The organism is Acinetobacter sp. TYF_19 (genome assembly GCF_043105125.1).
Classification (GTDB): domain Bacteria; phylum Pseudomonadota; class Gammaproteobacteria; order Pseudomonadales; family Moraxellaceae; genus Acinetobacter; species Acinetobacter johnsonii.
Map to the genome: position 1 here is coordinate 103,767 of NZ_JBICLH010000061.1, position 26,699 is coordinate 130,465.

19 protein-coding genes and 10 tRNA genes are annotated in these 26,699 nt (G+C 41.7%); 9 read left to right on the forward strand and 20 right to left on the reverse strand.

Features of this window, described 5'->3' with window-relative positions; all coding sequences use genetic code 11:
- Positions 1–234: 234 nt before the first annotated feature.
- The gene (locus tag ACF8FD_RS08230) at positions 235–1,233 is read right to left on the reverse strand and encodes a patatin-like phospholipase family protein (RefSeq protein ID WP_392453320.1); all 999 of its coding nucleotides are present in this window, start codon (positions 1,231–1,233) and stop codon (positions 235–237) included.
- 138 nt (positions 1,234–1,371) lie between these two features.
- Between ACF8FD_RS08230 and chrA the strand changes: the two genes are divergently transcribed.
- On the forward strand, positions 1,372–2,559 hold the full coding sequence (chrA, locus tag ACF8FD_RS08235; protein WP_205666947.1) for a chromate efflux transporter: 1,188 nt from the start codon (positions 1,372–1,374) through the stop codon (positions 2,557–2,559).
- Positions 2,560–2,613: 54 nt separating this feature from the next.
- Here the strand turns inward: chrA and ACF8FD_RS08240 are convergent, their stop codons facing one another.
- From ACF8FD_RS08240 to ACF8FD_RS08250, 3 genes are all read right to left on the reverse strand, one after another.
- Positions 2,614–4,089 carry a sodium:alanine symporter family protein gene (locus tag ACF8FD_RS08240; protein WP_160362162.1) on the reverse strand — a complete coding sequence of 492 codons (1,476 nt, stop codon included), beginning with the start codon at positions 4,087–4,089 and terminating at the stop codon, positions 2,614–2,616.
- Positions 4,090–4,163: 74 nt separating this feature from the next.
- Positions 4,164–5,405 carry a sodium/glutamate symporter gene (gltS, locus tag ACF8FD_RS08245; protein WP_004981109.1) on the reverse strand — a complete coding sequence of 414 codons (1,242 nt, stop codon included), beginning with the start codon at positions 5,403–5,405 and terminating at the stop codon, positions 4,164–4,166.
- 506 nt (positions 5,406–5,911) lie between these two features.
- Positions 5,912–7,204 carry a DcaP family trimeric outer membrane transporter gene (locus ACF8FD_RS08250; protein ID WP_205666948.1) on the reverse strand — a complete coding sequence of 431 codons (1,293 nt, stop codon included), beginning with the start codon at positions 7,202–7,204 and terminating at the stop codon, positions 5,912–5,914.
- Positions 7,205–8,078: 874 nt separating this feature from the next.
- Here ACF8FD_RS08250 and ACF8FD_RS08255 point away from each other — a divergent pair.
- Complete coding sequence (locus ACF8FD_RS08255; RefSeq protein WP_205668165.1) at positions 8,079–8,243, forward strand: hypothetical protein; 165 nt, start codon at positions 8,079–8,081, stop codon at positions 8,241–8,243.
- Between the two features lie 75 nt (positions 8,244–8,318).
- Here the strand turns inward: ACF8FD_RS08255 and ACF8FD_RS08260 are convergent, their stop codons facing one another.
- The gene (locus ACF8FD_RS08260) at positions 8,319–9,518 is read right to left on the reverse strand and encodes a multidrug effflux MFS transporter (RefSeq protein ID WP_205666949.1); all 1,200 of its coding nucleotides are present in this window, start codon (positions 9,516–9,518) and stop codon (positions 8,319–8,321) included.
- Positions 9,519–9,659: 141 nt separating this feature from the next.
- On the opposite strand from ACF8FD_RS08260, the gene yccS reads away from it, so the two are divergent.
- The 4 genes from yccS to ACF8FD_RS08280 all read left to right on the forward strand — a co-directional run bounded on the left by yccS (position 9,660) and on the right by ACF8FD_RS08280 (position 16,196).
- A complete protein-coding gene (yccS, locus tag ACF8FD_RS08265) occupies positions 9,660–11,834 on the forward strand; it encodes a YccS family putative transporter (RefSeq protein ID WP_205666950.1) in 2,175 nt (724 codons plus the stop codon).
- Between the two features lie 85 nt (positions 11,835–11,919).
- Positions 11,920–12,480, forward strand: a complete 561-nt coding sequence (locus tag ACF8FD_RS08270) for a YcxB family protein (protein WP_004981126.1) — start codon at positions 11,920–11,922, stop codon at positions 12,478–12,480.
- A gap of 171 nt (positions 12,481–12,651) precedes the next feature.
- The gene (locus ACF8FD_RS08275; RefSeq protein ID WP_205666951.1) at positions 12,652–15,321 is read left to right on the forward strand and encodes a sulfite reductase flavoprotein subunit alpha; all 2,670 of its coding nucleotides are present in this window, start codon (positions 12,652–12,654) and stop codon (positions 15,319–15,321) included.
- Positions 15,322–15,416: 95 nt separating this feature from the next.
- Positions 15,417–16,196 carry a YdcF family protein gene (locus tag ACF8FD_RS08280; RefSeq protein WP_205666952.1) on the forward strand — a complete coding sequence of 260 codons (780 nt, stop codon included), beginning with the start codon at positions 15,417–15,419 and terminating at the stop codon, positions 16,194–16,196.
- Positions 16,197–16,213: 17 nt separating this feature from the next.
- Here the strand turns inward: ACF8FD_RS08280 and ACF8FD_RS08285 are convergent, their stop codons facing one another.
- The 13 genes from ACF8FD_RS08285 to ACF8FD_RS08345 form a co-directional block, all read right to left on the reverse strand.
- Positions 16,214–16,675 (reverse strand): DUF2750 domain-containing protein, encoded by a 462-nt coding sequence (locus ACF8FD_RS08285; protein WP_004981136.1) that lies wholly within the window; start codon positions 16,673–16,675, stop codon positions 16,214–16,216.
- A gap of 85 nt (positions 16,676–16,760) precedes the next feature.
- A tRNA-Val gene (locus ACF8FD_RS08290) sits at positions 16,761–16,836 on the reverse strand.
- 88 nt (positions 16,837–16,924) lie between these two features.
- A tRNA-Asp gene (locus ACF8FD_RS08295) sits at positions 16,925–17,001 on the reverse strand.
- A gap of 50 nt (positions 17,002–17,051) precedes the next feature.
- A tRNA-Val gene (locus ACF8FD_RS08300) sits at positions 17,052–17,127 on the reverse strand.
- 64 nt (positions 17,128–17,191) lie between these two features.
- Positions 17,192–17,268 (reverse strand) — tRNA-Asp (locus ACF8FD_RS08305).
- 11 nt (positions 17,269–17,279) lie between these two features.
- Positions 17,280–17,355: transfer RNA gene (locus ACF8FD_RS08310), tRNA-Val, on the reverse strand.
- Between the two features lie 68 nt (positions 17,356–17,423).
- A tRNA-Asp gene (locus tag ACF8FD_RS08315) sits at positions 17,424–17,500 on the reverse strand.
- 13 nt (positions 17,501–17,513) lie between these two features.
- Positions 17,514–17,589: transfer RNA gene (locus tag ACF8FD_RS08320), tRNA-Val, on the reverse strand.
- Positions 17,590–17,610: 21 nt separating this feature from the next.
- A tRNA-Asp gene (locus tag ACF8FD_RS08325) sits at positions 17,611–17,687 on the reverse strand.
- Between the two features lie 49 nt (positions 17,688–17,736).
- Positions 17,737–17,813: transfer RNA gene (locus tag ACF8FD_RS08330), tRNA-Asp, on the reverse strand.
- A 25-nt stretch (positions 17,814–17,838) separates the two neighbouring features.
- Positions 17,839–17,914 (reverse strand) — tRNA-Val (locus ACF8FD_RS08335).
- 306 nt (positions 17,915–18,220) lie between these two features.
- Positions 18,221–18,724, reverse strand: coding sequence for a cell wall-recycling L,D-carboxypeptidase ElsL (gene elsL, locus ACF8FD_RS08340; protein ID WP_178896076.1), 504 nt, complete (start codon positions 18,722–18,724; stop codon positions 18,221–18,223).
- Positions 18,724–19,116 (reverse strand): YbaN family protein, encoded by a 393-nt coding sequence (locus ACF8FD_RS08345; RefSeq protein WP_205666954.1) that lies wholly within the window; start codon positions 19,114–19,116, stop codon positions 18,724–18,726. Before ACF8FD_RS08345 ends, elsL begins: the two co-directional genes overlap by 1 nt.
- A 96-nt stretch (positions 19,117–19,212) precedes the next feature.
- Between ACF8FD_RS08345 and ACF8FD_RS08350 the strand changes: the two genes are divergently transcribed.
- From ACF8FD_RS08350 to dapE, 3 genes are all read left to right on the forward strand, one after another.
- The gene (locus ACF8FD_RS08350; RefSeq protein WP_205666955.1) at positions 19,213–20,091 is read left to right on the forward strand and encodes a DUF1853 family protein; all 879 of its coding nucleotides are present in this window, start codon (positions 19,213–19,215) and stop codon (positions 20,089–20,091) included.
- Positions 20,092–20,248: 157 nt separating this feature from the next.
- A complete protein-coding gene (locus ACF8FD_RS08355; RefSeq protein ID WP_010326244.1) occupies positions 20,249–20,395 on the forward strand; it encodes an entericidin A/B family lipoprotein in 147 nt (48 codons plus the stop codon).
- A gap of 116 nt (positions 20,396–20,511) precedes the next feature.
- Positions 20,512–21,645, forward strand: a complete 1,134-nt coding sequence (dapE, locus tag ACF8FD_RS08360; RefSeq protein ID WP_176537359.1) for a succinyl-diaminopimelate desuccinylase — start codon at positions 20,512–20,514, stop codon at positions 21,643–21,645.
- A 65-nt stretch (positions 21,646–21,710) separates the two neighbouring features.
- Here dapE and ACF8FD_RS08365 read toward each other — a convergent pair whose 3' ends face one another.
- Positions 21,711–22,166: a hypothetical protein gene (locus ACF8FD_RS08365; protein ID WP_078388412.1), complete on the reverse strand. Its 456-nt coding sequence runs from the start codon at positions 22,164–22,166 to the stop codon at positions 21,711–21,713.
- A gap of 4 nt (positions 22,167–22,170) precedes the next feature.
- Positions 22,171–26,649 (reverse strand): Hpt domain-containing protein, encoded by a 4,479-nt coding sequence (locus ACF8FD_RS08370; protein WP_205666956.1) that lies wholly within the window; start codon positions 26,647–26,649, stop codon positions 22,171–22,173.
- Positions 26,650–26,699: the final 50 nt, after the last annotated feature.

A 26,699-nucleotide genomic window follows, 5' to 3' on the forward strand; every position in this document is an offset into this window, starting at 1 on the left:
CAAAACCATCATTATTATTTATAGTGATTTAAGTATCATTCAAAAAAATATATATAAAGAAGACTAAGCTTTTGAATCTATAGGCCTTCTTTAAATTTTAATTTATTCAAAACATTGTCGCTGTGATATTTTCACAGCATATAAATGGCTTTGAGCCTGATTAATTATAATTCGAGTTATAGAAACACATACTAGTCCAGTCCATTCAGGCTTTTATTTTGAAATCATGCGTGATCAATGCGTTCTTACTTGAATACTTTGAATATTCAATTTTTGCTTATAATTTTTCTGCGCAAAAACTTTTTGAATCTGTCCTAACTGTGCAACGGTTGCATCGACCCCAGCTTGCATGGTCAACTCACGTCCGCTGACATCAAAAATATGTACTTTCTCACGCAAGTCTGGCTGAATCACAATATCAGCATTTTTCAGCTCAATTTGTGCAAGGTTCTTTTGCATGATATTGATATTTTGGTTGAACAGTCCCCAGACATTTGAGGTTTCGGTATACATCGGCTGCGCCAGAATATCGACCGCGATAATAATATCTGCCCCTAACTTACGTGCCACATCAACAGGTACTGGGCTGACTAAACCACCATCTACATATTCATCAGTACCAATCTTGGTTGGAATGAACATACTCGGGATCGATACCGATGCCCGAACCGCTTGCCCAGTATTGCCATAGTTAAAGACAACTTTTTTACCTTCTTTTAATTGCGTCGCCACCACATACATCGGGATAGGTAAGCTTTGAAGTGGAACATCGCTCACTTGTTCATTGACATAGTCTTCAACTTTTTGACCATCAAAGAAACCTTTCATGTCCAAACGAATATCGCGCACATCACTGGCTTTCATATTCAGCGCAATATCACGAATTTGATTGGCATTTTTACCGCTTGCATACAGCGATCCGACGATACTGCCGGCACTGGTTCCCACGATAAAGTCGGGACGAATCCCCGACTGCTCTAAAACTTGAATTGCGCCAATATGTGCATAACCACGTGCACCACCACTCCCCAACACCAAGGCAATAATTGGACGGTTCTGTTCTTTTTTGAGCTGTTTAAAACTGATCTGGTTGAGTCGCTCTTGGGGTTCCCCTGACTCAGTTTCGGCTGAAAAAGCCTGATTTGGCGTTTCTTGAACCACTTTGGGCATGCTTTGACAGCCTGCTAAAGCGAGCAATGTAAACGACATAAGGCTAAGTTTAATGTTTAACATGATTCACCGAGGTTGAGATAGAGCGAAGTTTTCCAGCAGCATAGTGTATGAAAATCAGCAGTCCAAGTACTGTTGTTTTTCGTAAAAGCGTCATATTTCTCTATTATAATCTGTTTCAATTTTTCAGCATAATTCAACATGCACACTCAGCAGCTCATTCGCATCTTTCTGCATTTTTTAAAATTGGGCTGCTTGTCTTTTGGTGGCCCTGCTGCTCATTTGGTGTTTTTTCACCGACATTTTGTACAACAACTTCGGTGGTTGAGTGATGCTGAATATGCCCAGTTGGTTGCTCTCGCACAATTGCTCCCAGGACCGACCAGCAGCCAAGTGGGTATTGCCATTGGTTATCAACTCCAAGGCTACCGCGGTGCGTGCGCGGCTTGGCTCGGTTTTACTTTGCCGTCTATGCTCCTCATGGCATGTTTCGCGGTACTGGGTCAGCAGTATTTCAATCAACTCAGTGCGATGACACTACATAGCATTCAGTTGATCGTTTTTGCTGTGGTGGTCTGGGCCTTTTGGCAAATGTTGACAAGTTTCTGCAAAACTATCTGGCAATATGTGCTGATGCTACTTAGCACCTTGTTTCTTTACTTTGTGCCATGGTCATTCAGCCAAGTTATCGTCATCTTTGTTGCTGCTCTCGTCGGTATTTATTTCGCATCAGATTCGACATCAAAGCTCCAAGACAGCAGCTTAAAATCAAAAGTCCAAGCAAAGCAGACTTATCTTTGGCTAATTGCCTTTGTTTTGCCTTTTGTAGTTTTTATGGTGTTGCATTCATCTTCTTCACTCTTCTCACAGAGCCTGTTCAGTTTTTACCAAGCAGCATCTTTGGTTTTTGGTGGTGGGCATATTATTTTGCCACTTTTACATCAGGACTTCGTCGTCAGCCATATTTTATCTGCCGAACAATTTGACTTAGGTTATGCGCTGGCTCAACTCATGCCCGGCCCCTTATTTAGTTTCGCCAGTTACTTAGGTGCTTTATTACCTTTAACGCCCTTTGTTTGGCTGAATGTGGTTCTAGCCACTTTAGCAATCTTTCTGCCCTCATTCTTTTTAATCTTTGCAGCCTTGCCCTATTGGTCTTGGCTTATGCAGCAAGCTGCAATACGAAAAGCCGTGATTGGGATTAATGCCGCAGTGGTCAGTTTACTGCTGTGTTTAGTGATACAAATGGGACAAAGTTATTTCAAGCATTGGACTGACTTAGTTTTTGTAATCGCTGTTATTTTACTGCTTCAAACCAAACTCCCGATTTGGCTAAGCCTGATTTTAAGTTTTGCACTCTATCAGCTGTTGTTTTACTTTAGCGGTTAAATAGCCATAAAAAAGCCCCTATCAATGTAGAGGCTTTTTTAATGTGCTAAAAGATTACCAAATGTCTGATTTCACTTTGTCTTTAAATTTAGGATGGTTATCCAATTTAAACACTGGCTCTTTCACACCTTGTTTCAGCTGTGCCAAATAGTCTTTTAACAGCATCAATAAGAATGGTGTTAACAGCAAAATAGCAAACAAGTTAATGGTGGCCATGATACCCATGAACAAATCCGCAGTGTTCCAAATGAGAGGCACGCTCATCACTGAACCGAGATACACCATAATCAAAACAAAGATACGGAAGACGAACATCACCTTGGCATTGTTATTGATAAATTGCACATTTCCTTCTGCATAGGCATAGTTACCAATGACTGATGAAAAGGCAAACATGAACAAAATCGTTGCAAGGAAGTCATCACCCCAAGAACCAATTTGGCTCTCTAAAGCCATTTGGGTGAGCGCTACGCCTTCAAAGCCCGCATCATGATAAAGTCCTGATGCCAAAATAATAATCGCTGTACATGAACACACCACGAAGGTATCCACAAATACACCGAGCATTTGTACCAAACCTTGGTTTACAGGGTGCTTTACATCTGATGCAGCTGCCGCATTCGGTGCTGAACCCATACCTGCTTCATTAGAGAATAAACCACGTTTAATCCCCATCATCATTGCCATAGAAACCATCGCACCGAAGAAACCACCAGCAGCAGCTTCAAACTCAAAAGCTTTAGAGAAAATGAGCTGGAAGATATCAGGTAAAATAGCGTAATTAATTACGGCGATATATAAAGCAACAGCCAAATACAACAAGGCCATCAATGGCACAAAACTTTCTGCCACTTTGGCAATACGTTTGATCCCACCAAAGATAATCATCGCGGTCAGCAAGACTAGACCTAGTCCAACCCAAGACACCACAATATGAATGCCACCGAGTTCAAATGCTAGATTGGCTTTATCCCATCCCCATGCATGTGCTGTTGCACCTGTAATTGCATTGGCTTGTACTGCGTTAAACACAAAACCATAGGTTGAAATAAGCGCAACAGCAAAGACTACACCCAACCATTTTTGTTTCAGGCCTTGGGTAATATAGTAGGCAGGTCCACCACGGAACTGTTTATTTTCGTGGTCACGCACCTTAAATAACTGCGCGAGAGATGACTCAACAAAAGCCGAACTCATACCCAAAAATGCAGTGACCCACATCCAAAATACTGCACCCGGTCCACCAATCGCAATTGCGATCGCAACACCCGCAACATTACCTACACCTACACGGCTTGCAAGCCCAGTGACAAAAGCCTGAAAAGGTGTAATGCCATGATCATCATCACATTCCTTACGGCTTGATTTCATGACCTTGATGCTGTGCAAAAATAAGCGAACCTGTACTGCACCCGTAATTAGGGTGTAAAACAAACCGACCGCAACAAGGAAAATCACCAAAAAGTCCCACAGAGGTCCATTCAGTGTATTCACCCACCCGAGTAATGTTTCATTTAATTGATCATTCATCTCGATATCCTAATTATTGTGAGAGACCTGAAAGCAAAAAAGCCCTAGTTTCCTAGGGCAAATTGCATTTCCAATTAGTTAAAATATTGCAAAATAGACTGAATGACAGCAACGTTAATCAAGTCTACAAAGAATGCGCCACATAAAGGCACAATCAAGAATGCCTTGTGTGAAGGACCATACATGTTTGTAATCGCCTGCATGTTTGCAACCGCAGTCGGGGTTGCACCCATACCAAATCCACAGTGACCCGCAGATAGCACCGCAGCATCGTAGTTTTTACCCATCACACGGAATGTCACAAATGCAGCATATAAGCCCATCGTAATCGTTTGCGCACCTAAAATCACCACAAGCGGACCAGCAAGGTCAGCCAATTGCCATAATTTCAATGAAAGCAAAGCCATCGCAAGGTACAACGACAATGATGCATTACCAAATACATCAATCGCACGGTCAAAGATTTGAACTTTAAAAATACCTTCCAACACATTACGTAAAATCACACCACCTGCAAGCGCCCAAACAAAAGTCGGTAACTCAAGCATTGTACCTTTCATATGGCCGGTCATAAAGTCAGCAAAAGCCAAACAGCCTGCAAACAAACCTAATGTGGTAATCGCATTATCCGCAGTGATTAAACGCACACGATGTGGATATTCAAACGGTACATATTCTGTTGAATTAATATCAGTCAGTGGTGTGTTATCACTCTTTTCAATTTGTTCATTGGTGCGTGGTGTCGCCAATTGATAACGGTTAATAAGTAACTTCGCTAAAGGACCACCAATCAAACCACCAATAATCAAACCAAATGTCGCACTCGCCATACCCAAAGCTAATGCACCTTGGATACCATGTTTAACTTCTAAAATTTCACCCCAAGCACCCGCAGTACCATGACCACCAGTTAAGGTAATTGAACCTGCAATCAAACCAATAAGTGGGTCAATACCCAATAAAGTTGCAAGGCTAATGCCGACAAAGTTTTGCACCACAATAAATGAAGCGACAGCCATCAAGAAAATAATCAGACCGATTCCGCCTTCACGCAATTTGGCAAAGTTTGCACTTAAGCCAATTGAGGCGAAGAAGATCAGCATAAAACTTGTTTGCAATTCGCTACTGGTCGTGATGCTATAGCCCCAAAGACTATGCACAACCAAGGAGATAATCGCTGCAACTAAACCACCTGCGACAGGCTCAGGAATGTTGTAGCGTTTCAAGAAACCAATTTTATTTACCAAGAAGCGGCCAAGTAACAAAACAATGACAGCAGCAATCAAGGTATAAAAAGCGTTAAAAGTAAATTCCATGACAATTGTCCATAAAGCGGATGCTTAGATTTTGTTATCTGGCTAATAAGCCACCGAATCCATTGATACTTCAAGAGATATTTCGTAAATCTGAGACAAACTCAGTCTTGCGTATGGAAATTCAGGCAACGGGTAAATTGGTAACAAACTAAGCGATCTGATGCATAACATGTTCAGTTCTACACGATGAGTAAACTGAAATAACGTAATGCCCAATAATGTTTGGACACAGATACGGTTTTTTGAAAAAAATCACAAAACCGCCCCATATTGGCTCAAAAACAACCAATAAAAGTACAATATGGGCGAAAGACCGACATTATGCAGATTTTTTATAGATAATCTTTATTTTTTTACAATAATTTCCAACTATTTCACTTATTCTTTTCTGACTTAATACTTAAGTCTATATTCAAAATGTATTTAGTCTGTATAAATTTCCCGACTCAAACAAAACAGGAGCCTAAAGCTCCTGTTTTTTAAACTACAACTATTTCATCACATGATTAGAAGCTGTATTTCGCCATCAAGCCAACACGGTTGTCTTTGTAGCTATCGCCAGCAAAGGTATCACGTTTACCATTGATATATTCAACACCTAAATCCAAAGGTTTAACTGGTGAATAGATGAAGTTAATCCATGCTTGGTAAACTTCTTCGTTTGCTGTTGGGTTTGAAGTTGCATAATCTGTGCTGTCATCTGCAAATAGAGCACCATACGCTAAAGTCGAACGTAATTTTTCGTTGAATTTATACGTACCACCGACTTGTACACCAAACGCTTCATTTTGTGCGATCTTGCCATTTGAAGTATTAACCACATATGCAGAGTTGCTGCCATACAAGTAGTTACTGTTACCATCCACATAAGACACATCAGCACTTATTTTTAGTGGGTCCATTACTTGATAGTTTACACCAGCAGCTAAGCCCCAAGCTGTATCAGAGTCATCAGCCGATTTATAATTTTCAACTAAAGCACGAGCAGATACAGAGCCTTTGCCATCAGCAAAACCTTGCGTCAATTTCGCTGTTAGGTTCGGTACGCTGTATTTAATGTTTGTGCCGCTACTATCACCTTCTTCAGCAGAAATAAATAGTTTCGTTGCAGGCGCCAAATTAAAGCCATAACGGACTTGTGGAAGACGGTTTGTACCCCCCCCCACGTTGGTGCCGAAGTCAATCATTTCTGGCGCATGGTTAGAAAGGAAGTTGGATGTGGTTTGACCAAATAACCAGTTGTTATAAGTTAAATACGCATGACGAATACGTAAAGCACCATTGCTATCTGTAGTCGAGCCCGCAAAATCAACTTCTACTTTACCACCCAGTTTGTTATCACCAGCCACATTGGTATTGAAATCTAAACCTAAACGTGTAGTTTTTGCTGTCGCGAGCAATTTATCCTTGACAGATGCAGGATCATTTGTACCAGTTCCACCTACTTTAGCAACACCATTGAAGTCATTATTCGCACCTTCAATAATGTAGTTTGCATCGCCACGAACAAAACCATACAGATTAATGTCTGCGCCAGACTTAGATTTGAACGAAGACAGTGGAGATTCAGCTTTTACAGGAGCTGGCTGTGCTTTGACTTGTTGAATCTGAACGGCTTGTTGTTGTTGAACTTGTTGCTGCTGTTGCATCAATGCTTTTAGCTCTGCAACTTCGGCACGTAACTGAGCGAGTTCTTGTTGTTCTTTGGTTGCAGCATGAGTTGTTGTCATCATCAGAGCAGCCACACTAAGTGCTAGGCTTTGAGCGATAAATGGCTTTTTATTGAGGGCTAAACGCATACACAGACTTCCTATATTACATTGTTAATGGTGAATCAAAAATTCCATTTCAGTAAAATTTTTTGCACAAAAGACCATTCCGTTTTGGTCTTTTCATATGCAAAGTAATCTTATAAAGATGAAAAATCGCACATTTCGATGTTTTAAGATATGACCTTTTATTACTCTTGCCACTAAAGTCTAATGCACGTAATTTTGAACGATAATTGATGTTGTTCGCGATTGGCTTTGAAGCATCAAATTACAATTTAGACAGACTTTTGCAATAATTAAGTAACAATTCTTCATATTTTCTTAAATATAGACTGAGTTTTATTTGATATCTATACTTTTTTCTTATAACTAAAGTCTTAGTCTAATAGATAGCCATCTATGCGCAATGATGGGTCAAAATCACAGCTTTGCACCAGAAAAGCCTAACTATTCAGACGATTATTGAGCATGATAAATAAAATATCCGCAAGCACGAATACACGGTTATGGCAAATAGATGTGCTCATAGGAAAACTCCTAACAAAATGTTTGAGCAAACTCGTCAAACTCAATTTAGACCGTCTGAACATCCTGAAAAAACATCTAATAATAAGAAACTTTTGCATATTATCCAGAAAAATGGATTTCGCCTTTTATTGAGCACCGCAGCGAAAATGGTTGGGGCTTATATGGCTTGCTTAATATTCAAAAAGGTGAAAAAGCGAAAATCGCACAGGAGCAATCATGTAATGACTAATTTTTTGATACACCTGTTGGACTATTCTTAATAGTTAATCAAGCTATGAGCATCGGCGCGAAATGAATTTGTAATGATGATGCAAAATGTCATGCTTTGCAGCCAAAGCACAAGACTCCGGCACTTGCTTACAAGCTGAATAGAATGCATTTTCATGCTCTCGTGCTGAATACACTTGGTGCTGCACAATTTGAAGAATTGGTCTGCAGTATAGCACTAGGTTATGCGGATCCTGAGCGGATCGTCAATCGCTTTATAACACCACACGCACCAGTTGAAGATTTTGCAGTATTATTAAATAATGACTAAGATTTAAAGCATTCATTTAAATACAAAAAGAGACTAAAATAAGTCTCTTTTTTTATATAGTCACGACTTCAATTTTTAGGCTTTTTCGTGCTCAAGCTTAAACACATAATACAAAGCCAAAGCCACAAAAATAGCCATAACGATGGCCATATTCAAAAGTGCCGACCAAAGTAGAAAATTAAGAATCACGCCACAAAGTAGACCACAACCAAATTGCATACTACCCATAATCGCACTGGCCGTTCCTGCCCGTGCACCCTGCTCAGACATTGCAATCGCCATAGCATTTGGTCCTGTAAAACCAATTGCTGCGACAGCAAGAAACATCCCTGCGCAAACGATATATAAAGGAGCATGCGTCATGCTGCCCGCTACCAACAGCAGCCCCACACCAGCTAACTGCAAAAAACTGCCTAATTTTAAGCGCTGAAAAACACTTAACTTTTGTGCCAGACGTTTATTTAAGGTCGAGAACAGCATAATCCCAACTGCATTGGCACCAAAGGCATAGGCAAAAACTTGCTGACTTAAGCCGTAACCATCCATCAGAATGGCAGCAGAAGCACTGATATAGCAAAAGAGTACAGCCCCGGCAAAACATCCAACAAACATCGGGCGTCTAAAGCTCGAATCTTGCAGAATCGCTCCGTAAAGGTTTAAAACTTGATTAAAGTTAAGCTTTAAACGACGCTTCGGATCTAAAGTTTCTTCAAAGAAAAAGTGTACGCAGCACAGGCTTCCCAAACCAACGACCATCAAAAAGGCGAAAATACTATGCCAACTACTGAAACTCAGTACCAGCGCGCCTAAACTCGGTGCAATAATCGGCGCGATGGTGGTCACGATCATCATACTGGCAAATGCTTGGGCTGAGGCTTGCATATCTAAACGATCACGAATCGCAGCTCGAGCAATCACCACACCCACACAACCGCCTAAGGCTTGCAAAACCCGGGCGGCAATGAGGCTCCACTCACTGTTTGCAAACACACACAGTAAACTAGCAATAATGTAGAGACTTAGGCCAAAATACAGCGGTTTTTTCCGCCCAATTCGGTCACTTACAGGTCCATAAATCAGTTGTCCAATCGCCAAGCCCAAGAAGTACGCAGGTAAGCTGTTGGCCACCATTTGTGTGCTTACCCCAAAGTCATTCGCCATTTGTGGCAAAGCGGGTAAATACATATCAATAGACAGTGGACCAAGCGCAGTCAGTGAGGCAAGTAAGAGAATCCAAGCGTTGGAATAGACCGCTTTTTCCTGTGTAGTCGGCATAGGATTAATTTATGTTTTGGAAGGAGAGTTTGCAGACAAGTTTACACGCTCCATAGTATGATTTATAGCAGAGCAGGTGAAATTTCACATATTCTCATATTTGAAAATGGTCCAACCCCAAGTGACAAACAAAGGTGCCCTTTGAAAGCATGGCTGACGAGTCTAAAACAGGCTACTTATAATACAACCTTCATGTATAACCTCCGCATGGTCATTACTTTTGCAGGGACTGCTTTTGTTCCATATTTTATGGGTTTCCAGCTGGCAACTATTCCGCTGACACTCGGCGCTGTTGCTGCGGGTTTAAGTGATATTGATGACCGCTTTTCCGTGCGAATCATGAATTTAATTTTTACCTATATTGGCTTTTTCATTACCGCAACGTCGATTTACTTTTTATTTCCGCACCCAATTTTATTCGCACTGGGTCTAATAGTTTCGTGTATTGGTCTGATTTTACTGGGCTCACTGGGACGTCGTTATGCCACCATTTCCTATGGTTGCTTAGTGGTTTCCGTTTACTCCATGCTCGGTGTCGGACTTTTTGACAACTGGTATACACAACCGTCTCTGCTAGTGATTGGGGCGGTTTGGTATAGCGTTATTTCAACTATCAGTTTTCTGCTCTTTCCCGTTCGTCAGGTACAAGACAATCTATCGAAGTGTTATTCCTCACTCGCCGATTTTCTGTTTGCCAAATCCAACCTGTTTGATGTCGATATGACAGCTAACAGCTATCAACAGAGTATGATTGAACTGTCGTTGGAAAATGGAAAATTAATTGCAATTTTCAACGACATGAAAACCGCCTTACTCACCCGTTTAAAAGGTGACCGTGGACAACGGGATACACGTCGCAGTCTGCAATATTATTTTGTGGCACAAGATATTCATGAACGTGCAGATTCAGCACATATTGACTATCAAAAACTGGCGAAAATTTTTCAACACAGCGATATTTTATTCCGCTTTCAACGAATTTTATCCATTCAAGCCAAAGCCTGTAAGGACTTAAGCAGCAGCATTTTAAACCGTCAAACCTATACCCATAATAAGCGCTTTAAACATGCTTTTGAAAATCTCCGTTTATCACTAGAAAAGCTCAGAGACGAACAACAATATGACCAAATTTGGGTCAATGCTCTGTTTTCACTGTATCAAAACTTAAAGTCTATTGATGCACAGCTACGCAACTTAGAAACTGAACGCAATATTAAACTCGATAAAACTAAGCATATCGAAAGTCAGCTCAAAGATGATGATCTGAAAGGCTGGGATGATATTAAGGTTCGGATTAAACAACATCTCACCCCAGAGTCGGTGTTATTTCGACACGCGATTCGTCTGTCTATCGTGCTATTGGTTGGATATATCTTTGTTCAAGTCACTAACATTGAATATGGGTACTGGATTCTACTTACAGCACTATTTGTCAGTCAGCCCAATTTCAACGCAACCAAACGTCGTTTACGTTTACGTATCGTAGGAACGTTGGTCGGAATCATTTTAGGGTATGCCGTATTGTACTTTGTACCTTCGATTGAAGGACAACTTCTCGTCTTGGTCATCAGCGGGGTACTTTTCTTTGAGCTGCGCAGTAAACAATATGCACAAGCCACCGCTTTCATCACTATTTTGGCGCTGATTAATTTCAACTTAGATGGTATGGGATACGAAGCTGCCCTTCCGCGCATGATGGATACCTTAATTGGCTGTGGTCTGGCATGGTTAGGCGTGAGTTTCATTTTCCCTGACTGGAAGTTTCGTCGCCTACCCCGCACAATTTATCGTTCGCTTTCCGCTCAATGTGATTATTTGGCAGAGGTAATTGAACAGTATAAGTCTGGACGCAACAATGGCCTGAATTATCGCGTGGTCCGTCGTGCGGCACACAATACCGATGCCGAAGTTGCTTCACTCATTTCCACTTTAGCCACCGAGCCCGATTTTGACCCAATGCAAAAGAGCTTGGCGTTTGAGTTCTTGTGCCTCAATCATACCTTTATTAGCTATATTGCAGCGTTGGGAGCTCATCGTGAAAAAATTAACGACCCAGAAATTTTAGAATTGATGGATCGCGCTTTTGACAATATCCAAGGTGCGCTCCTGCGGGATGAAATGCCTGATTTAACTGCGCAAAATATGCTACAGACCATACGTCAGCGTTTAAGCCAAAATAATGAGGAAGATCAGAAGGCATTGATTATTTTACAACAGCTTTCCTTGATGTTTAGCATCTTGAATCAGTTCAGTCGTTTGAAGCAAAGTTTAAGCCACGAACGGGATCATGAGGCCACAGAATTGGCTTCATTATAATTTGGGCGATTTTGGAACAATATACTCACTGAAATGCTCTAAATAATGCTAAACTTTTTGCAGTTTTAAATCTGTTACTTTCACTATGACCGCGAAAAATTTATACGCTTATACTTTACAGCCTGTGACCTATGAAATCACTGAAGCTGAACAACGCGATGCTCAATTAAAAATTTGGCGTAGCACAAACAAAATTAGCATGAAAGCTTGGATCATCATGGCTGTCGTTACAGCCCTTTCGATTCTTGGCCTAATTTTACTCAAGAATTATTCAACCATCTTTTGTTGGGTCGCAATCGCCTGCGTCGTGGTTTACCTTTTAGTCCGTAAATTCGGTTTAGAATGGTATGTGAAGCGAAAAATGAATGAGTTTCCAGTTCAGGAAATTAAAGGTATTCGTTTAGGTGTACAACCTCACGGTCTAATTATGCGCCAACAAATGGGCATGCAAGAAGGTGTCGGTGCAATCGGTTGGAAAGATATCTACGAATGGTACAACACACCTGAGTTTTTGTTGATTAAATTCAAAGTGAAAGGCCAAGAAGGTGCATACATTCTGCCAAAACGCATGGATAGCAAAAACTTCTCGTTTAATACGATTCGTAAACATTTAAAAGAAACAGTTGGTGAAGCGCAGCCACTTTAAGTCCTGCTTTCTCTTCTGTAAAAAACCTCCAACTTTTGGAGGTTTTTTTATATCCCAAACTCTCGAATACAAATGATAATGAGAATAAATATTAATTTCTAAATCCATATTATCTTCTCAATCTTCAGGTATAATTTCCGCACAACAAATCGCTCACCATTAAGTATCGCCATGTTTAAAAAAACATTTTTCCAAGTGCATTGGTTTTTGGGAATCACTGCGGGTCTTATCCTGTCGCTTATGGGCGTCACAGGTGCTATCTATTCTTATGAACAACAAATCTTAAAATGGATGAACCCAGACAGCTATACCGTTCAAGCAACACAAAACCATAAATTAACCCCTGCTGAGCTGTATCTACATTTCCAAAAACAAGATCCTGCCATCAAAATCAATAGTATTACGATTGCTCAAGAGCCAACCGCTTCAAGTACGGTCAATATCGAGAAAGAAGGCGCACGTCGTGGTTATAACATGATGGTGAACCCGTATACTGCTGAAGTTTTACCCGAAGTTAAAGGCCGTGAGTTTTTTAACTTTATTCAACAGTTACACCGTAATTTAACTGTCGGCCCTGTCGGTAAACAAATTACTGGCGCTTGTACCCTCATGCTTATTTTCTTTGTATTGAGTGGCCTGTACTTACGTTGGCCCAAACGTCATTCCATCAAGCAATGGTTCTTTATTAAACCTAAATTGAAAGGACGTAACTTCATTTGGGATTTGCATGCTGTTGTTGGTACTTGGGTGGTGATCTTTTATCTGATTTTGGCCTGTACAGGACTGTACTGGTCTTATGATTGGTGGCGCGACGGCATGTTTAAAGTCCTTGGTGTTGAGCGCCCACAAGCACAAATGCAAGAAGGACCCCGTCCAAATACTGGTGCAGCTCAAGGCCCACGTGGCGAACAGGCTGGTGCTCGTGGTGGAGAATCACATGAGCAAGGTCGTGGTAGCGGCCCACAAGGTGAGCACACAGCCCGTGGTGAAGGAGGTCAAAGCGAACAACATGGTGAGCGTAAAGGCTTATCTCCAGAACAAGTACAAATTGCTTTAACCCAAACGTGGACAGGATTTAATGCACAAGTTGGTCGAGACTATTCAACCCTGACCCTAAATATTCCGAAAAAGCCTGATGGTACACTTGAGCTTTCATTTGTAGATGCAATTCCACAACATGAGCGGGCGCGAAACTCAGCGGTCTTCAACTATCAAACTGCAAAAATTGAAAAAATGGAGTTGTATGAGCAGAAGAAGCTGAATGAAAAAATCATGAGCAGTATGCTTCCTGTGCACCGTGGTAGCTTCTTTGGCCCAATTTATCAATTCTTTGCCATGTTTGCATCACTGATGATGCCACTGTTCTTTGTAACGGGTTGGATGCTGTATCTCAAACGCCGTAAGCAAAAGAAACTCACCCAGCAAGCCCGTGGTGGAGCGTTGAATGTTCCAGTTGATCCACATGCGAAACCATGGCTCATTGCCTATGCAACTCAAACGGGTGTTTCTGAACAAATTGCTTGGCGTACTGCAACCAGCTTACAAGAAGCAAGACAACCTGTAAGCGTTAAAGCTGTGCAACACTTAACACAGGATGACTTAAAAGCTGCTGAGCAAGTGCTTTTTGTTGCAAGTACTTATGGCACGGGTGAAGCACCTGACTTAGCCAGTAGTTTTGAAAAGAAATTTTTAAATACAACTTTGGATTTGTCACACCTTCACTATGCCGTTTTGGCTTTAGGCTCTCAAGAATATCCTGATTCCTATTGTAGTTTTGGACATCGCATTAATAGTTGGTTAAAAGCCAATGGCGCACATGCTTTGTTTGCAACCATTGAAGTCAACAACGCAGATAACAATGATATTCAACGTTGGAACAGTGCTCTTGCCTCTGCAACCAAACTTGAGCTTCAAGCCATGAACATTGACAAAACCTTTGATCAATGGAATTTGGCACAACGTGAAGTACTCAATCCAAATAGTGTTGGAGCACATGCTTATAATATTGAGCTAAAAACCAACTTCGATGCAACATGGCAAGCGGGTGATATTGCTGAAGTTCAACCAGGTAACAGCACAGCACGTATCCAAGCCTTTATGCAAAAGCATCACATTGCAGCACAGAGCATCGTTGAGTCTTTAGCCATTTCCATTGAGCAAGCGCTTTGGGATAAAAACCTCAACACAGAGATTGAGCCTTTTGCCAATTTGGAACATTTACTGGAACAGTTGAGCCCTTTACCTACACGTGAATACTCAATTGCAAGTGTACCGACTCAACAAGTGTTACGTTTAGTCGTGCGCCAACAGCAAGATTCAGCAGGTGAACTGGGCTTAGGTTCTGGTTGGTTAACCCAACATGCCGAGCTTCAGCAACCTATCGCACTACGTATTCGTACTAATGAATCATTCCATTTGATCAATGACAACCGTCCTATCATTTGTATTGGGAACGGTACAGGTATCGCTGGTTTAATGAGTCTACTCCATGCACGTACCCGCCTAGACTATACGCAAAACTGGTTGATCTTTGGTGAGCGTCAACGTGAACATGATTTCTTCTATCAAAGTACGATTGAAGCGTGGCAAACCACAGGCATGCTACAACGCTTAGATTTAGCGTTCTCGCGAGATCAGGCAGAGAAAGTCTATGTACACCATAAACTGCGTGAACAAGCCACTGAGCTTAAAACATGGGTTGAAAATGGTGCCGTAATTTATGTCTGCGGTAGCATTAATGGTATGGCGAGCGATGTCGATGCTGCCCTAATTGAAATCTTAGGCGAAGAAAAATTAGATAAATTACGTCAAGAAGGTCGTTACCGTCGTGATGTTTACTAAACACTAAGCCCAAGTAAAAAAACCGAGCCACAGCGCTCGGTTTTTTCATACGTAAATTTGCTAGAATCCATGCAAATGATAACCCTCAAGCCTGTATGCAAAAATCAAAAAGAGTCATTAGTTTTATTATTGGGTCATTACTATTCGCAGACGGCTTGTATTTTGTTTTACAACTACGCTTTAATTTTGGCACCCTCTTGCCCTTGTTGATTGGACTAGGTCTGATCATTTATGCACTGGCTTATCCTAAACTTATCGCCTATATTCAAACCAATACAATCAGACAATCAATATGGCATTGGGCTTGGGCGATTTTCTTTGTTTGGGTTTTTAGCTTAGTCATTTTCTTCGTCTTTTTAGGGTTTTCAAATCAACAAAATACCCCTCTTGTCGCTGCACCCGCTATTGTAGTTCTTGGCAGTGGTCTGAAGCATGGCAAACCGAGTCCAACATTGGCCAGCCGTTTAGATCAAGCGGCAAGCTATGCCAAGCTGCATCCCAACAGTATTATGGTCGTCAGTGGCGGCCTATCATTTCAGCAAAAAAATAGTGAAGCTGAAGCAATGCGGCAGTATCTGATTGATGTACACCATATCCCAGTGAAGCGTATTGACACCGAAGATCAAAGCACCAGCACTGAGTTAAATCTGATCAATAGTAAAAAGATTTTAGCCAAGCAGCATATTTCTCTCCAGCAACCTATTGCTATTGTGACCAGCGATTTTCATATTCCACGTAGCCGCGCTATAGCCATACGTCAGGGTTATCAAACGCCCATCATGATCAGCGCTCAGACACCTTTTGCCACTCGCTATAATGCATGGTTACGTGAGTATTTTGCATATTGGAGTGGTTGGTTACTCAATGAATACTAAAATGGGATCATCTTGAATTAATGGAGGCGAATTGTCCGTGGCGATGGTAATTGTAATTGTTTAAATAATTCAGGCTTCTGCATTGAAAATTGATATAAATAGTTTTTGATATCTAATAATAATTTTTCTGGAGCAACCAAGACATTCTGCCCTTCTGGGCTTAAATTCATCGAGACCGTGGTTTTTTCTGCACGTAAGAATGGAATCACTTTTTCGACTAAATCGCTAAGACCAATACTCTGGATTTCGTAGCCTGCCCAATTATCTTTCACTAAAAGCTGTGCTAAACCTTTACTCTGCCACATCGCAAAGGAACGTTGACCGGTTGGCGTAGCACATAAAGCCCAGCCATCTTGGTATAAGGCAATAACATGGCCTTGATGCACGATAGTTTCGATAAAAAGACGATAGATTTCAAGAGGATCGTAAGCAATATTTTGATTTTTAGACGCAGCTTTGCGTTGATATGGGTTTCTCATAAATCTGTCATATTTTAAAATTATTATTGCACAGAAGTGTATGAAAACAGCTTGAGATAAGCAAGGTTTTTACGATAAGGGAATATGGTGGGCGCTGACGGGATCGAACCGCCGACATTCTGCTTGTAAGGCAGACGCTCTACCAACTGAGCTAAGCGCCCTTGAGAAATAAAAATAGCGTCGCTATTTTTATGATGCAAGAAAGAAATCTTGCTTGATTCCATTTACTAGCACAAGGGATCTAGAAAATGGCGCAGCGGACGGGGCTCGAACCCGCGACCCCCGGCGTGACAGGCCGGTATTCTAACCAACTGAACTACCGCTGCAACGGTAATTGCGAATGCAATTAGGGTCATTAAGCTTTACAGCTTGAATATGGTGGGCGCTGACGGGATCGAACCGCCGACATTCTGCTTGTAAGGCAGACGCTCTACCAACTGAGCTAAGCGCCCTGATTTAAGATTGTCAGTCTTAGTGTTCAAATTTAAGCTCAGGGACTTAAATTTATATTTTAAATGGCGCAGCGGACGGGGCTCGAACCCGCGACCCCCGGCGTGACAGGCCGGTATTCTAACCAACTGAACTACCGCTGCGTCGTAAAATATGGTGGGCGCTGACGGGATCGAACCGCCGACATTCTGCTTGTAAGGCAGACGCTCTACCAACTGAGCTAAGCGCCCTGATTAAGATTGTCAGTCTTAGTTTTTAAACTCAAGCTCAGGAACTTAAATTTAATCGATTCTTTGAATGGCGCAGCGGACGGGGCTCGAACCCGCGACCCCCGGCGTGACAGGCCGGTATTCTAACCAACTGAACTACCGCTGCATCGCAAAAAATCTGGTGGGCGCTGACGGGATCGAACCGCCGACATTCTGCTTGTAAGGCAGACGCTCTACCAACTGAGCTAAGCGCCCTCATTAAGGATTCTGTATAAATGGCGCAGCGGACGGGGCTCGAACCCGCGACCCCCGGCGTGACAGGCCGGTATTCTAACCAACTGAACTACCGCTGCACTTACACAAAGTCACTAATGTGGTACAAACAATATTAAAAATCTTAAGTGGCGCAGCGGACGGGGCTCGAACCCGCGACCCCCGGCGTGACAGGCCGGTATTCTAACCAACTGAACTACCGCTGCACGTAAGATCTTTAACGTAAAGGCTTGGTGGGCGCTGACGGGATCGAACCGCCGACATTCTGCTTGTAAGGCAGACGCTCTACCAACTGAGCTAAGCGCCCTTAACGTCTTTATCGTTTGTGAGGTGCATTATAGAGAATCTTTACAGGCTGTCAAACGCTTTTCGGCTTGTTTTCACTTTTTTGCAATCGAGTGATTAAAAAATAGGTCAAATGGTATAAAAACAAGTATTTTCTGTATGTTATTTAACATATTTGCGAAAATTAAAATGATTATTCGCTAAATTTCTTTTCCTCAAAATACACATTTTCTATGACTAATCCCCTTCTTCTACTCAATATTCATATTTTAAATTACAGCGTTGAATACTCAATAAAATAAGCTTGCACATTTTTTAACAGCTATTTTTAGAGTTCAAGTTTATGTTCGGAAATATAAACCAGCGCATTGCAATCAATTAGTTCAAATAACTCCATGACATCCGTATTACGCATACGAATACAGCCATGCGACATCGGCATCCCCATTGGTTCGCTATCAGGTGTTCCATGAATATAGATATAACGTTGATAGGTATCGCAGCCTTCCCCGCGATTGAAGCCCTCTTCTAAACCACTCAGCCATAAAATCCGAGACAAAATCCAGTCCCGCTCAGGAAACTGCTTGGCTAAATCGGTGTCGTAAACTTCCCCTGTAGGCTTTCGAGCAATAAAAACGGCATTTTGCGGTTGCTCGGCACCATGTTTCTCAGCAACGAGATGCCAACCCCGTGGCGTTTTACCACTATTTTCAGTTTCGCCAATGCCATTTTTCCCCGACGAGATCAGATAAAATTTATTCTTTTTAGGCAGCGTTAAAGTCTGTTCAGCCAGATCAATCAAGACGTCTGCATCAGCAATTACATAAGACATCAATTGTCCTCTATTTGTTTTTTATCTATTACAGTATTTGGTTCTGGACGTAACCATAACCATATTGCGACAAGTAGCATGGTAGCATTGGTAAATAATTTCACTAAAAATGGTGCATTGGTCAGTAGCATGATCAGTCCACTGATCAACATCATGATACTGGCAAACCATTTCGCTTTACGTGGTACAGTTCCATTGGCACGCCATGCTCTTAACGTTGCACCATATTTAGGATGGTTGAGTAACCAAGCATCCATTTGTGGCCAACCTTTAGATGCAGCCCAAGCGGCCAAGATCAGAAAAACAGTGGTTGGCATACCCGGCAACAGTGCACCGATGAAGCCTAGGATGACAAAGATCACCACTAAACAACGCCAAAACAACGTTTTCATACCACTTTCCTGAACACCGAATTGCGGTAGTATAAAGTGTTTTTTAAGTTTATCGTTGTCCTTCTGCATATTTAGCTTCTTTTTTAAGGCACTCGCATGCACCTTATTTCACAACATCAGTTGTTCGAACCTTGGCTCCAATTCAAACATCCATTGGTTCGCCAGTTGGCTTTTGCTGTAGCAAGTCCAAACATTTTGTCTGCATTGCCGTTAGAGCTCGATATACAACATGCTTTTCATTTTCATCCCTCACAGATCTGGCAACAGCACTTTCAAACCTATTTACCTCGCCTTAAACAGCTCGATCAAGACCCTAAAGAACTCGAAGACTTTATGGCTCAACTGAAAAGTACCCGTCTGGGTCTGCGCTTTGAAATGTTCATGTGGTTTTGGTTACTGGATCATCACTATCATGCTTATGAATTATTGGGTCATAGTATCCAAATCATTGATGGTTCACGTACTACGGGTGAGTTGGACTTTTTAATTAAAAATACCGAAACCAATCAAATCGAGCATTGGGAAGTTGCTTTGAAATATTATTTAGGTGAAACAGATCTGAGCTTAACCACATGGTATGGGTTGAATCGTACTGATACTTTAAACCGAAAACTAAAACACTTTACCCATAAACAGTTTCAATTCCAGCAAGCTTTAGACACAGACATTCAAACGCGCTTTGCCGTTTTAAAGGGGCAACTTTTTCTCCCTCTAAGAAATGGTTTCACAGCAGTTGATGCTTTAAATCAATACTCCCTTCCCGATTGGCTCAACCCAGACCGTCGACTAGGCACTTGGGGTAACATCATTCCAAAGGCCGACTTGAATTACTATCGCCTACAACGTCAAGAGTGGATTTGCCCAAATGCAGAAATCAGCAGCCAAAATGCACATTGGTGGACAAATGGCCTGTACTTACAAAATCAAAACAATCAGTTTTATATGTATCGAAATCCAAATTTGATTTTAACTTGATTTTGCAGAAGTTCCTTTATACAAAAATACATAATACAACATACGCTTACTTATCTCCTGTAAAACCATGCTATTTTTTATAGTGTTTATTTTTTAATCTTAAACAACATCAGAACAAAATCATTTGATGAATACACTAAAAATTTTGGAGATAGAGATGAAAAAAATTGTTTTAAGTTCACTAGTGATGCTTTTTGTTTTAACAGGCTGTAATACCGTCAAAGGTATGGGTAAAGATGTCTCTTCAGCAGGTAATGCTGTATCACATACCGCTGAAAAAACCCAAGATGAAATCCGCAAGTAGTTAATATTTGCATAAAAACCTTATCAATAGATAAGGTTTTTTTATTGCTAAGTTTCGCATTCCAGAGATTAATCGCCTATTATAGTGCCGACTGTTTTATTGACTTTGAAATGCGCATGACCTCTTCTGCTACTCTCGATTTAAGCCTCCAACTTTTACGTCAGCCATCGGTTACACCTGTGGACCACAACTGTCAAAATATTATGGCTGAACGCTTAAAAAAAATTGGTTTCAACATTGAGTCTATGCGCTTTGATGATGTTGATAATCTATGGGCACGAAAAGGTACTGAAGCACCTGTATTCTGCTTTGCGGGTCATACCGATGTCGTTCCTACAGGTAATTTAGATGCTTGGAACTCAGACCCATTTGCCCCTGAAATTCGTGATGGCAAGCTTTATGGTCGTGGCAGCGCAGACATGAAAACTGCCTTGGCTGCAATGGTGGTTGCTTCTGAGCGCTTTGTTGCGAAACACCCAAATCATAAAGGCTCAATCGCGTTCCTCATCACCTCAGATGAAGAAGGTCCATCGATTAATGGCACAGTCAAAGTGATCGAGACACTCGAAGCCCGTAATGAAAAAATGAAGTGGTGTTTGGTGGGTGAACCTTCAAGTACACATCAACTGGGTGATATTGTTAAAAATGGTCGTCGTGGTTCACTCAATGCAGTACTGACAGTGAAAGGAAAACAAGGTCACGTGGCTTATCCACATTTGGCCATTAACCCGATTCACATGGCCTCTAAAGCCGTTTCTGAACTCTGTGATACGGTTTGGGATCAGGGCAACGAATACTTCCCTGCGACATCGTTCCAAGTGTCCAATATTCAAGCTGGTACAGGGGCAACCAATGTCGTCCCAGGTACCATGACTGTGACTTTCAATTTCCGTTATTCAACTGAATTAACCGCTGAAGAATTAAAAGCACGTGTTTTAGAAATTTTGGATCGTCATGGTTTAGTCTACGACATTAAATGGACACACTCAGGCTTACCATTCCTGACGCCAGTGGGTGAGTTGGTGAATGCGGCTAAAAATGCTATTCGTAATGTGACTGGTGTAGAAACTGAGCTTTCAACCTCAGGCGGAACATCAGATGGTCGCTTTATTGCTCCTACAGGTGCTCAAGTACTTGAACTTGGTGTTCTCAATGCCAGCATCCATCAAATTGATGAGCATGTGAATGTGGCTGATCTTGAACCGCTTGCTGAAATTTACGAACAAATTTTAGAAGGCCTTTTGGCATAAGCATTCAAACCCAAATAAAAAAGGAACTCAGTTGAGTTCCTTTTTTATTACATTCAAACTTAAGCTTAAAGACCTAAACTCGCTTGAATTTTATTTAAATTCGGTACGTGGTAAGTCTCATCCCCCATACGGACTAGCTGGAAAATGGTGGGATCATTCACAGGGCTTTCATCATCAACAATTTCAGAAATACGCAAACGAATTGACTTCGGCATTTCATTACACATCAAAGCAAAGCGCTGAGAAGCATCATCCCCTTCAATCACCAGCGCCACCCCTTCCATTTGGTCTGGACGGTTGATGGCATAAACAGGCAGATGAAGATCGTGCCATTCCACCGTTTTCACTTGCGTATCGCTGTCGAGCGCAGACAGAACAATATTTTGCGGCAAGAGCATGGGGTTTTTACCATGACACTCAATAATATAAGCATCAATAAAACCTGTTGATACCGTAATCAGGTATTGCAATTCTTGCTGACTGATTTGCTCATTCATGCTCTTTGAAACATTTGCGTTCATTTATTTACCCCTGCTTTTCAGCCAATAGTTGCTGAATGTTGGCAAGTAATTCTGCCTCTTGGAATGGTTTGCCCATGTAGTGTGTCACGCCCAAGCTGAAAGCACGTTCACGGTGTTTTTCACCCGTACGCGATGTAATCATAATAATCGGCAAGTTCTGGTGAATTTCGTGGTGACGAACCAAGTTCGTTACTTCGAAACCATCCATACGTGGCATTTCAATATCTAGCAACATCAAGTCTGGTTTAACACTCTCCAGCTGCTCCATCGCATCGACACCATCTTTTGCTGTCACAATATCAAAGCCTTGGCGCTCTAATAAGCGCGATGTGACCTTACGAACCGTAACTGAGTCATCCACAATCATCACTAAACGACGCGTATCCTGATGACGACCAAAATCACGATGATCAGCAGCATGCGTCACACGCTTGGTACTTAAAATCTGACGTGCAATGTTCTGACCATCTAAAATCAAGCACACATGGCCATCACCCAAAATCGTTGCACCCGCAATTGCACCAATGCTGGCAAACTGTTGTCCAACCGTCTTCACTACAATTTGCGCACGTGAACCAATGAGCTGATCGACTAATAATGCAATGGTTTGTCCACTATTGCCTTTAATCAATAACACCGGCAATGAATGTCCAATATTACTCAAACGCGGAATCGGCTGATTGGATAAAAACTCAGATAAATAGCGCAATTTATAACTCACGCCATCAATTTTGAATTGGTCATCTTTGCTGTGGAAATACTGATCCAATGCTGTTGGAGCAATACGCACAATACGATCAATCTGCGCCAATGGAATCGCATATTGTTGATCACCGGCTTTCACCATCAACGCATCACTCACCGCTACCGTAGTCGGTACGCGAATAATGAAGGTTGTGCCGAAACCAATTTCCGATTCAACCGTGACATGTCCACCCAGTGCTTTAATTTCACTTTGTACCACATCAAGACCGACACCACGTCCAGAAATTTGCGTCACTTCTTTGGCCGTACTGAAACCCGGATGGAAAATAAACTGTAAGATTTCCTGTTTATCTAGCACTTGATCGGCTTTAATTAAACCTAGGTTTAGCGCTTTCGCTTTAATCGTGCTTTCATCAATACCCTTACCATCATCTTTAAAGCTGACTATAACATCTGTACCTTGACGACTAATGTTCAGTTCAATTTGGCCTGTCGCTGATTTTTTCGCAGCGCCACGTTGTTCCGCATCTTCAATACCGTGGTCGATTGCGTTACGTAGCATATGCTCAAACGGCGTAACCAAACGTTCAAGAATCGTACGGTCTAATTCACCTTCGGTGTTATGGACGACCAATTCCGTTGGACGGTTCAAAGTTGATGCGGTCTGACGTACAATACGTTGCAAACGCGGCAGCATACGTGAGAACGGTACCAAACGTGTCCGCATTAAGCTTTCTTGAATCTCCGCTTGAATACGGGATTGTTGTAATAACAAGCCTTCCGCATCACGAATTTTCTCAGCCAAAGTGCTCTTAAAATCGACCAAATCCGAAGCCGATTCTGCTAAGGATTTAGACAATTGGTTGAGCGATGAGTATTGGTCCATTTCCAAGGGGTCAAAGTCTGCGTAGCGCGAGTTTTCAGAACCGTGCTTCGCAATAATTTGACTTTCAAGCTCACCTTCCATTCGACGTAACTGATCCGCCAAACGTTTAATTGCAAGCTCCATCTCGTTCAACGTATTGCCGAGCTGACCTAAGTCCATCTCTATACGCGAACGGTTAATCGCATTTTCACCTGACAGGTCGATCATTTTCTCAACCAAATCAGCTGAGATACGGATCATCTCATTACCACCATCCAAGTGTGTCGTTTCTTTCCACTCACCCAGCATTGCTGGCGGCTCAGTACCATCACCCTGTACAAACTCAAAACTTGGTACCGCATTAAGTAAATCAATTTGTGTTACACGCGTTGGTAATTGCGCAATCACATCCACATAGTCAATAGATGCTAAGCTGTTTTTCAGACCATCATAATTACTAAAATCACGTTTGAAGATGGCTTGTTTTAACCATTCAAATGCAGTCTGCAATAATGGGTCATACACGTTTGAACTGAAATTATGTACAGCAAATTGCTCAAATGTGGTTTCTAGTTCATAAGCAATCGCACCAACGGGTTCATTCTCCGCCATACGCGCGCCGCCTTTTAAGCTGTGCGCAGCACGTTGCAATTGTAGTAACACACTACGGTCACTACGTTGTTCAGTCCACTGTTTCAGTAAGCCATCCGTAGTCGCTAAAATTTCTTCAGCTTCTTCCAAGAAGGTTTCTTCAACAATTGATAAAAGACTAGCTGCTTCTTCAACAGCGTTGACTGCTTCTTCTTGGACAAGTGACGGAGTATCCAGCTGTTCAACGACAGTAACGTCAGTGTTATCAACTACACTCGGCTCTTCAATCGCAGTTGCTGACTCAACCGCAGCTGCCTCAACTTCAATCGTTCTATCTATATTAGATAAAGGTTCTTCAACTGCCGCAACAAACGCTTCAACTAAAGGCTCGGATACTGTAGTTGTAACAGTCGTACCCTCAACTAAGCTCTGAATGTTATGCAGTACATTGATCGTCGCTGTTGCTGGATAATCAACCTTATCGGTACGAATGACCTGAATTCGGTCTGCGACGTCATCCTGTACTAAACGTATGATGCTGATCAACTGTGGCGTTGTGGCTATTTGCTGACGAATCACACGCTCATAAATAGACTCTAATTCGTGTGCAATCGAACCAATAAAAGGTGCAGAAATCATATTAGCACCACCTTTTAAGGTGTGCAAATAACGCATTAAATTATTGAGTGCCGCGGTATCATTGCCATTTTTAGACCAAGTATTAAGATCCTGATCCATCCCCATCAATAATTCTTCAGCTTCTTCCAAGAAGATATCAAGCAAATCATCATCAAAATTGGTATTGGCCGTATTCGATTGCTTGTACTGATGATCCGATGCAATTTGCTGCGAAATCTGCGCAAGATCAAGGCTTGGTTGTAAAGTATTTCTAGAAACAATAGCCTCAGCAACAGGTTCAATTACGGTCGTCGAAGTCGATTCAACATCTTGCTGTACGAAGGCCATTAATTCATTCAGAACTTTATGCACTTCTTCAGTCAGAATGACGCGCTGACCCGCAGCTAAAGTGTCAAATAAATGGATAAATTCTTGATGTGCCTGACCAAATAACTCGTATGCATAATCTACATTGAGTAATTCAGGCTTTTCCAGTAAGGCTTGATAACCTGCATATAGCTCAAAAGTAAAATCATGAATTCCTTGAGCAGCACGGTTATTGGTGAATTCCAGCAATTGTTTTGCTTGTTCACCTAAGTGCTGAATATAGTCTGGATATTCAACCTTAGCACGCTGATCAAACTCAAACTCGGCATCAAGCAACAGGTCAATATTTAACTCAATCAGCTTCGAGACCATACCTTGTGGGTTTAGCTCATCAGCTACGTCTTCAATACTGAAACCATAGTTATCCCAAGCCGTAGTGAACGTGGCGTAAATCACGTCAAGCTGTTCGTTCGTACCACGCCCAAGCACATGTAAATAATCACGTACAAATTCAGCATATTGGGTGAGTAAAGAGATCTCCTTCGAGGTAGAAACGATCTCTTCTTGAACCAAGGTTTTAAATAGATTTTCAACTTTTGAGCTGGCATTAAAGACATGCTCAATTTGCGCCATAGACGAACTACCGCGCAATGTATGTAAAGCACGGATTAAACCATTGTAATCTTGTACTTTGGTTTCATCTACATTTAAGAACTGATCTATAGTCGCTAAATGGTCTTCCGCTTCTTCAATGAAGATCGCTAAAGTTTCTTCAAGGACATCATGTACTTGATCATCCTGTTCAGATGCGTCTGCAACTTGCGGCTCAGAGTCAACCACTTCAATATCGCTCAGCTCTAATCCTGTCACGACATCATTACTATTTAGATGATTAGACAGTTGTAGCAACTCTTCTAGAGCAGGTTCTAAACTTTGATTTTGTTGTAATTGTTGTCCAATTAAAACCAATGGACGAAGATCAAGATCAATTTCCTGTACCGCTTTGAATATAGGATACAGTTTAAATTGAAACAGTTTGAATACTGTCTTAGCAAATTTTTGAACCGTTGCTGTAAGCGGTACAGCCCCTGAAATCACACGGTTTAAGGTGTCTTCAACTACCCACGCCGTTTCACCTGCTGACTTTGCCCCCACCATACGACCAGAACCTTTTAAGGTATGGAAGTGACGACGTATGCTCAACAAGGTTTCTTGATGTGTCGGTTCAGCATACCACTTTTCAAATAATGGATCTAACTCAACGAAGATTTCTTCAATTTCTTCAACAAAAATTTCAAGAATTTCTGCATCTTGATCTAGATAACTATCTTCCGGAAGCGTTGTCGTTTCAACTAAATGTTTTAATATTTCTTTCATAGCTAAGGCTTCTTGCGTTGTCAGCTACCCAAAAAGGTGCATAAACTTCA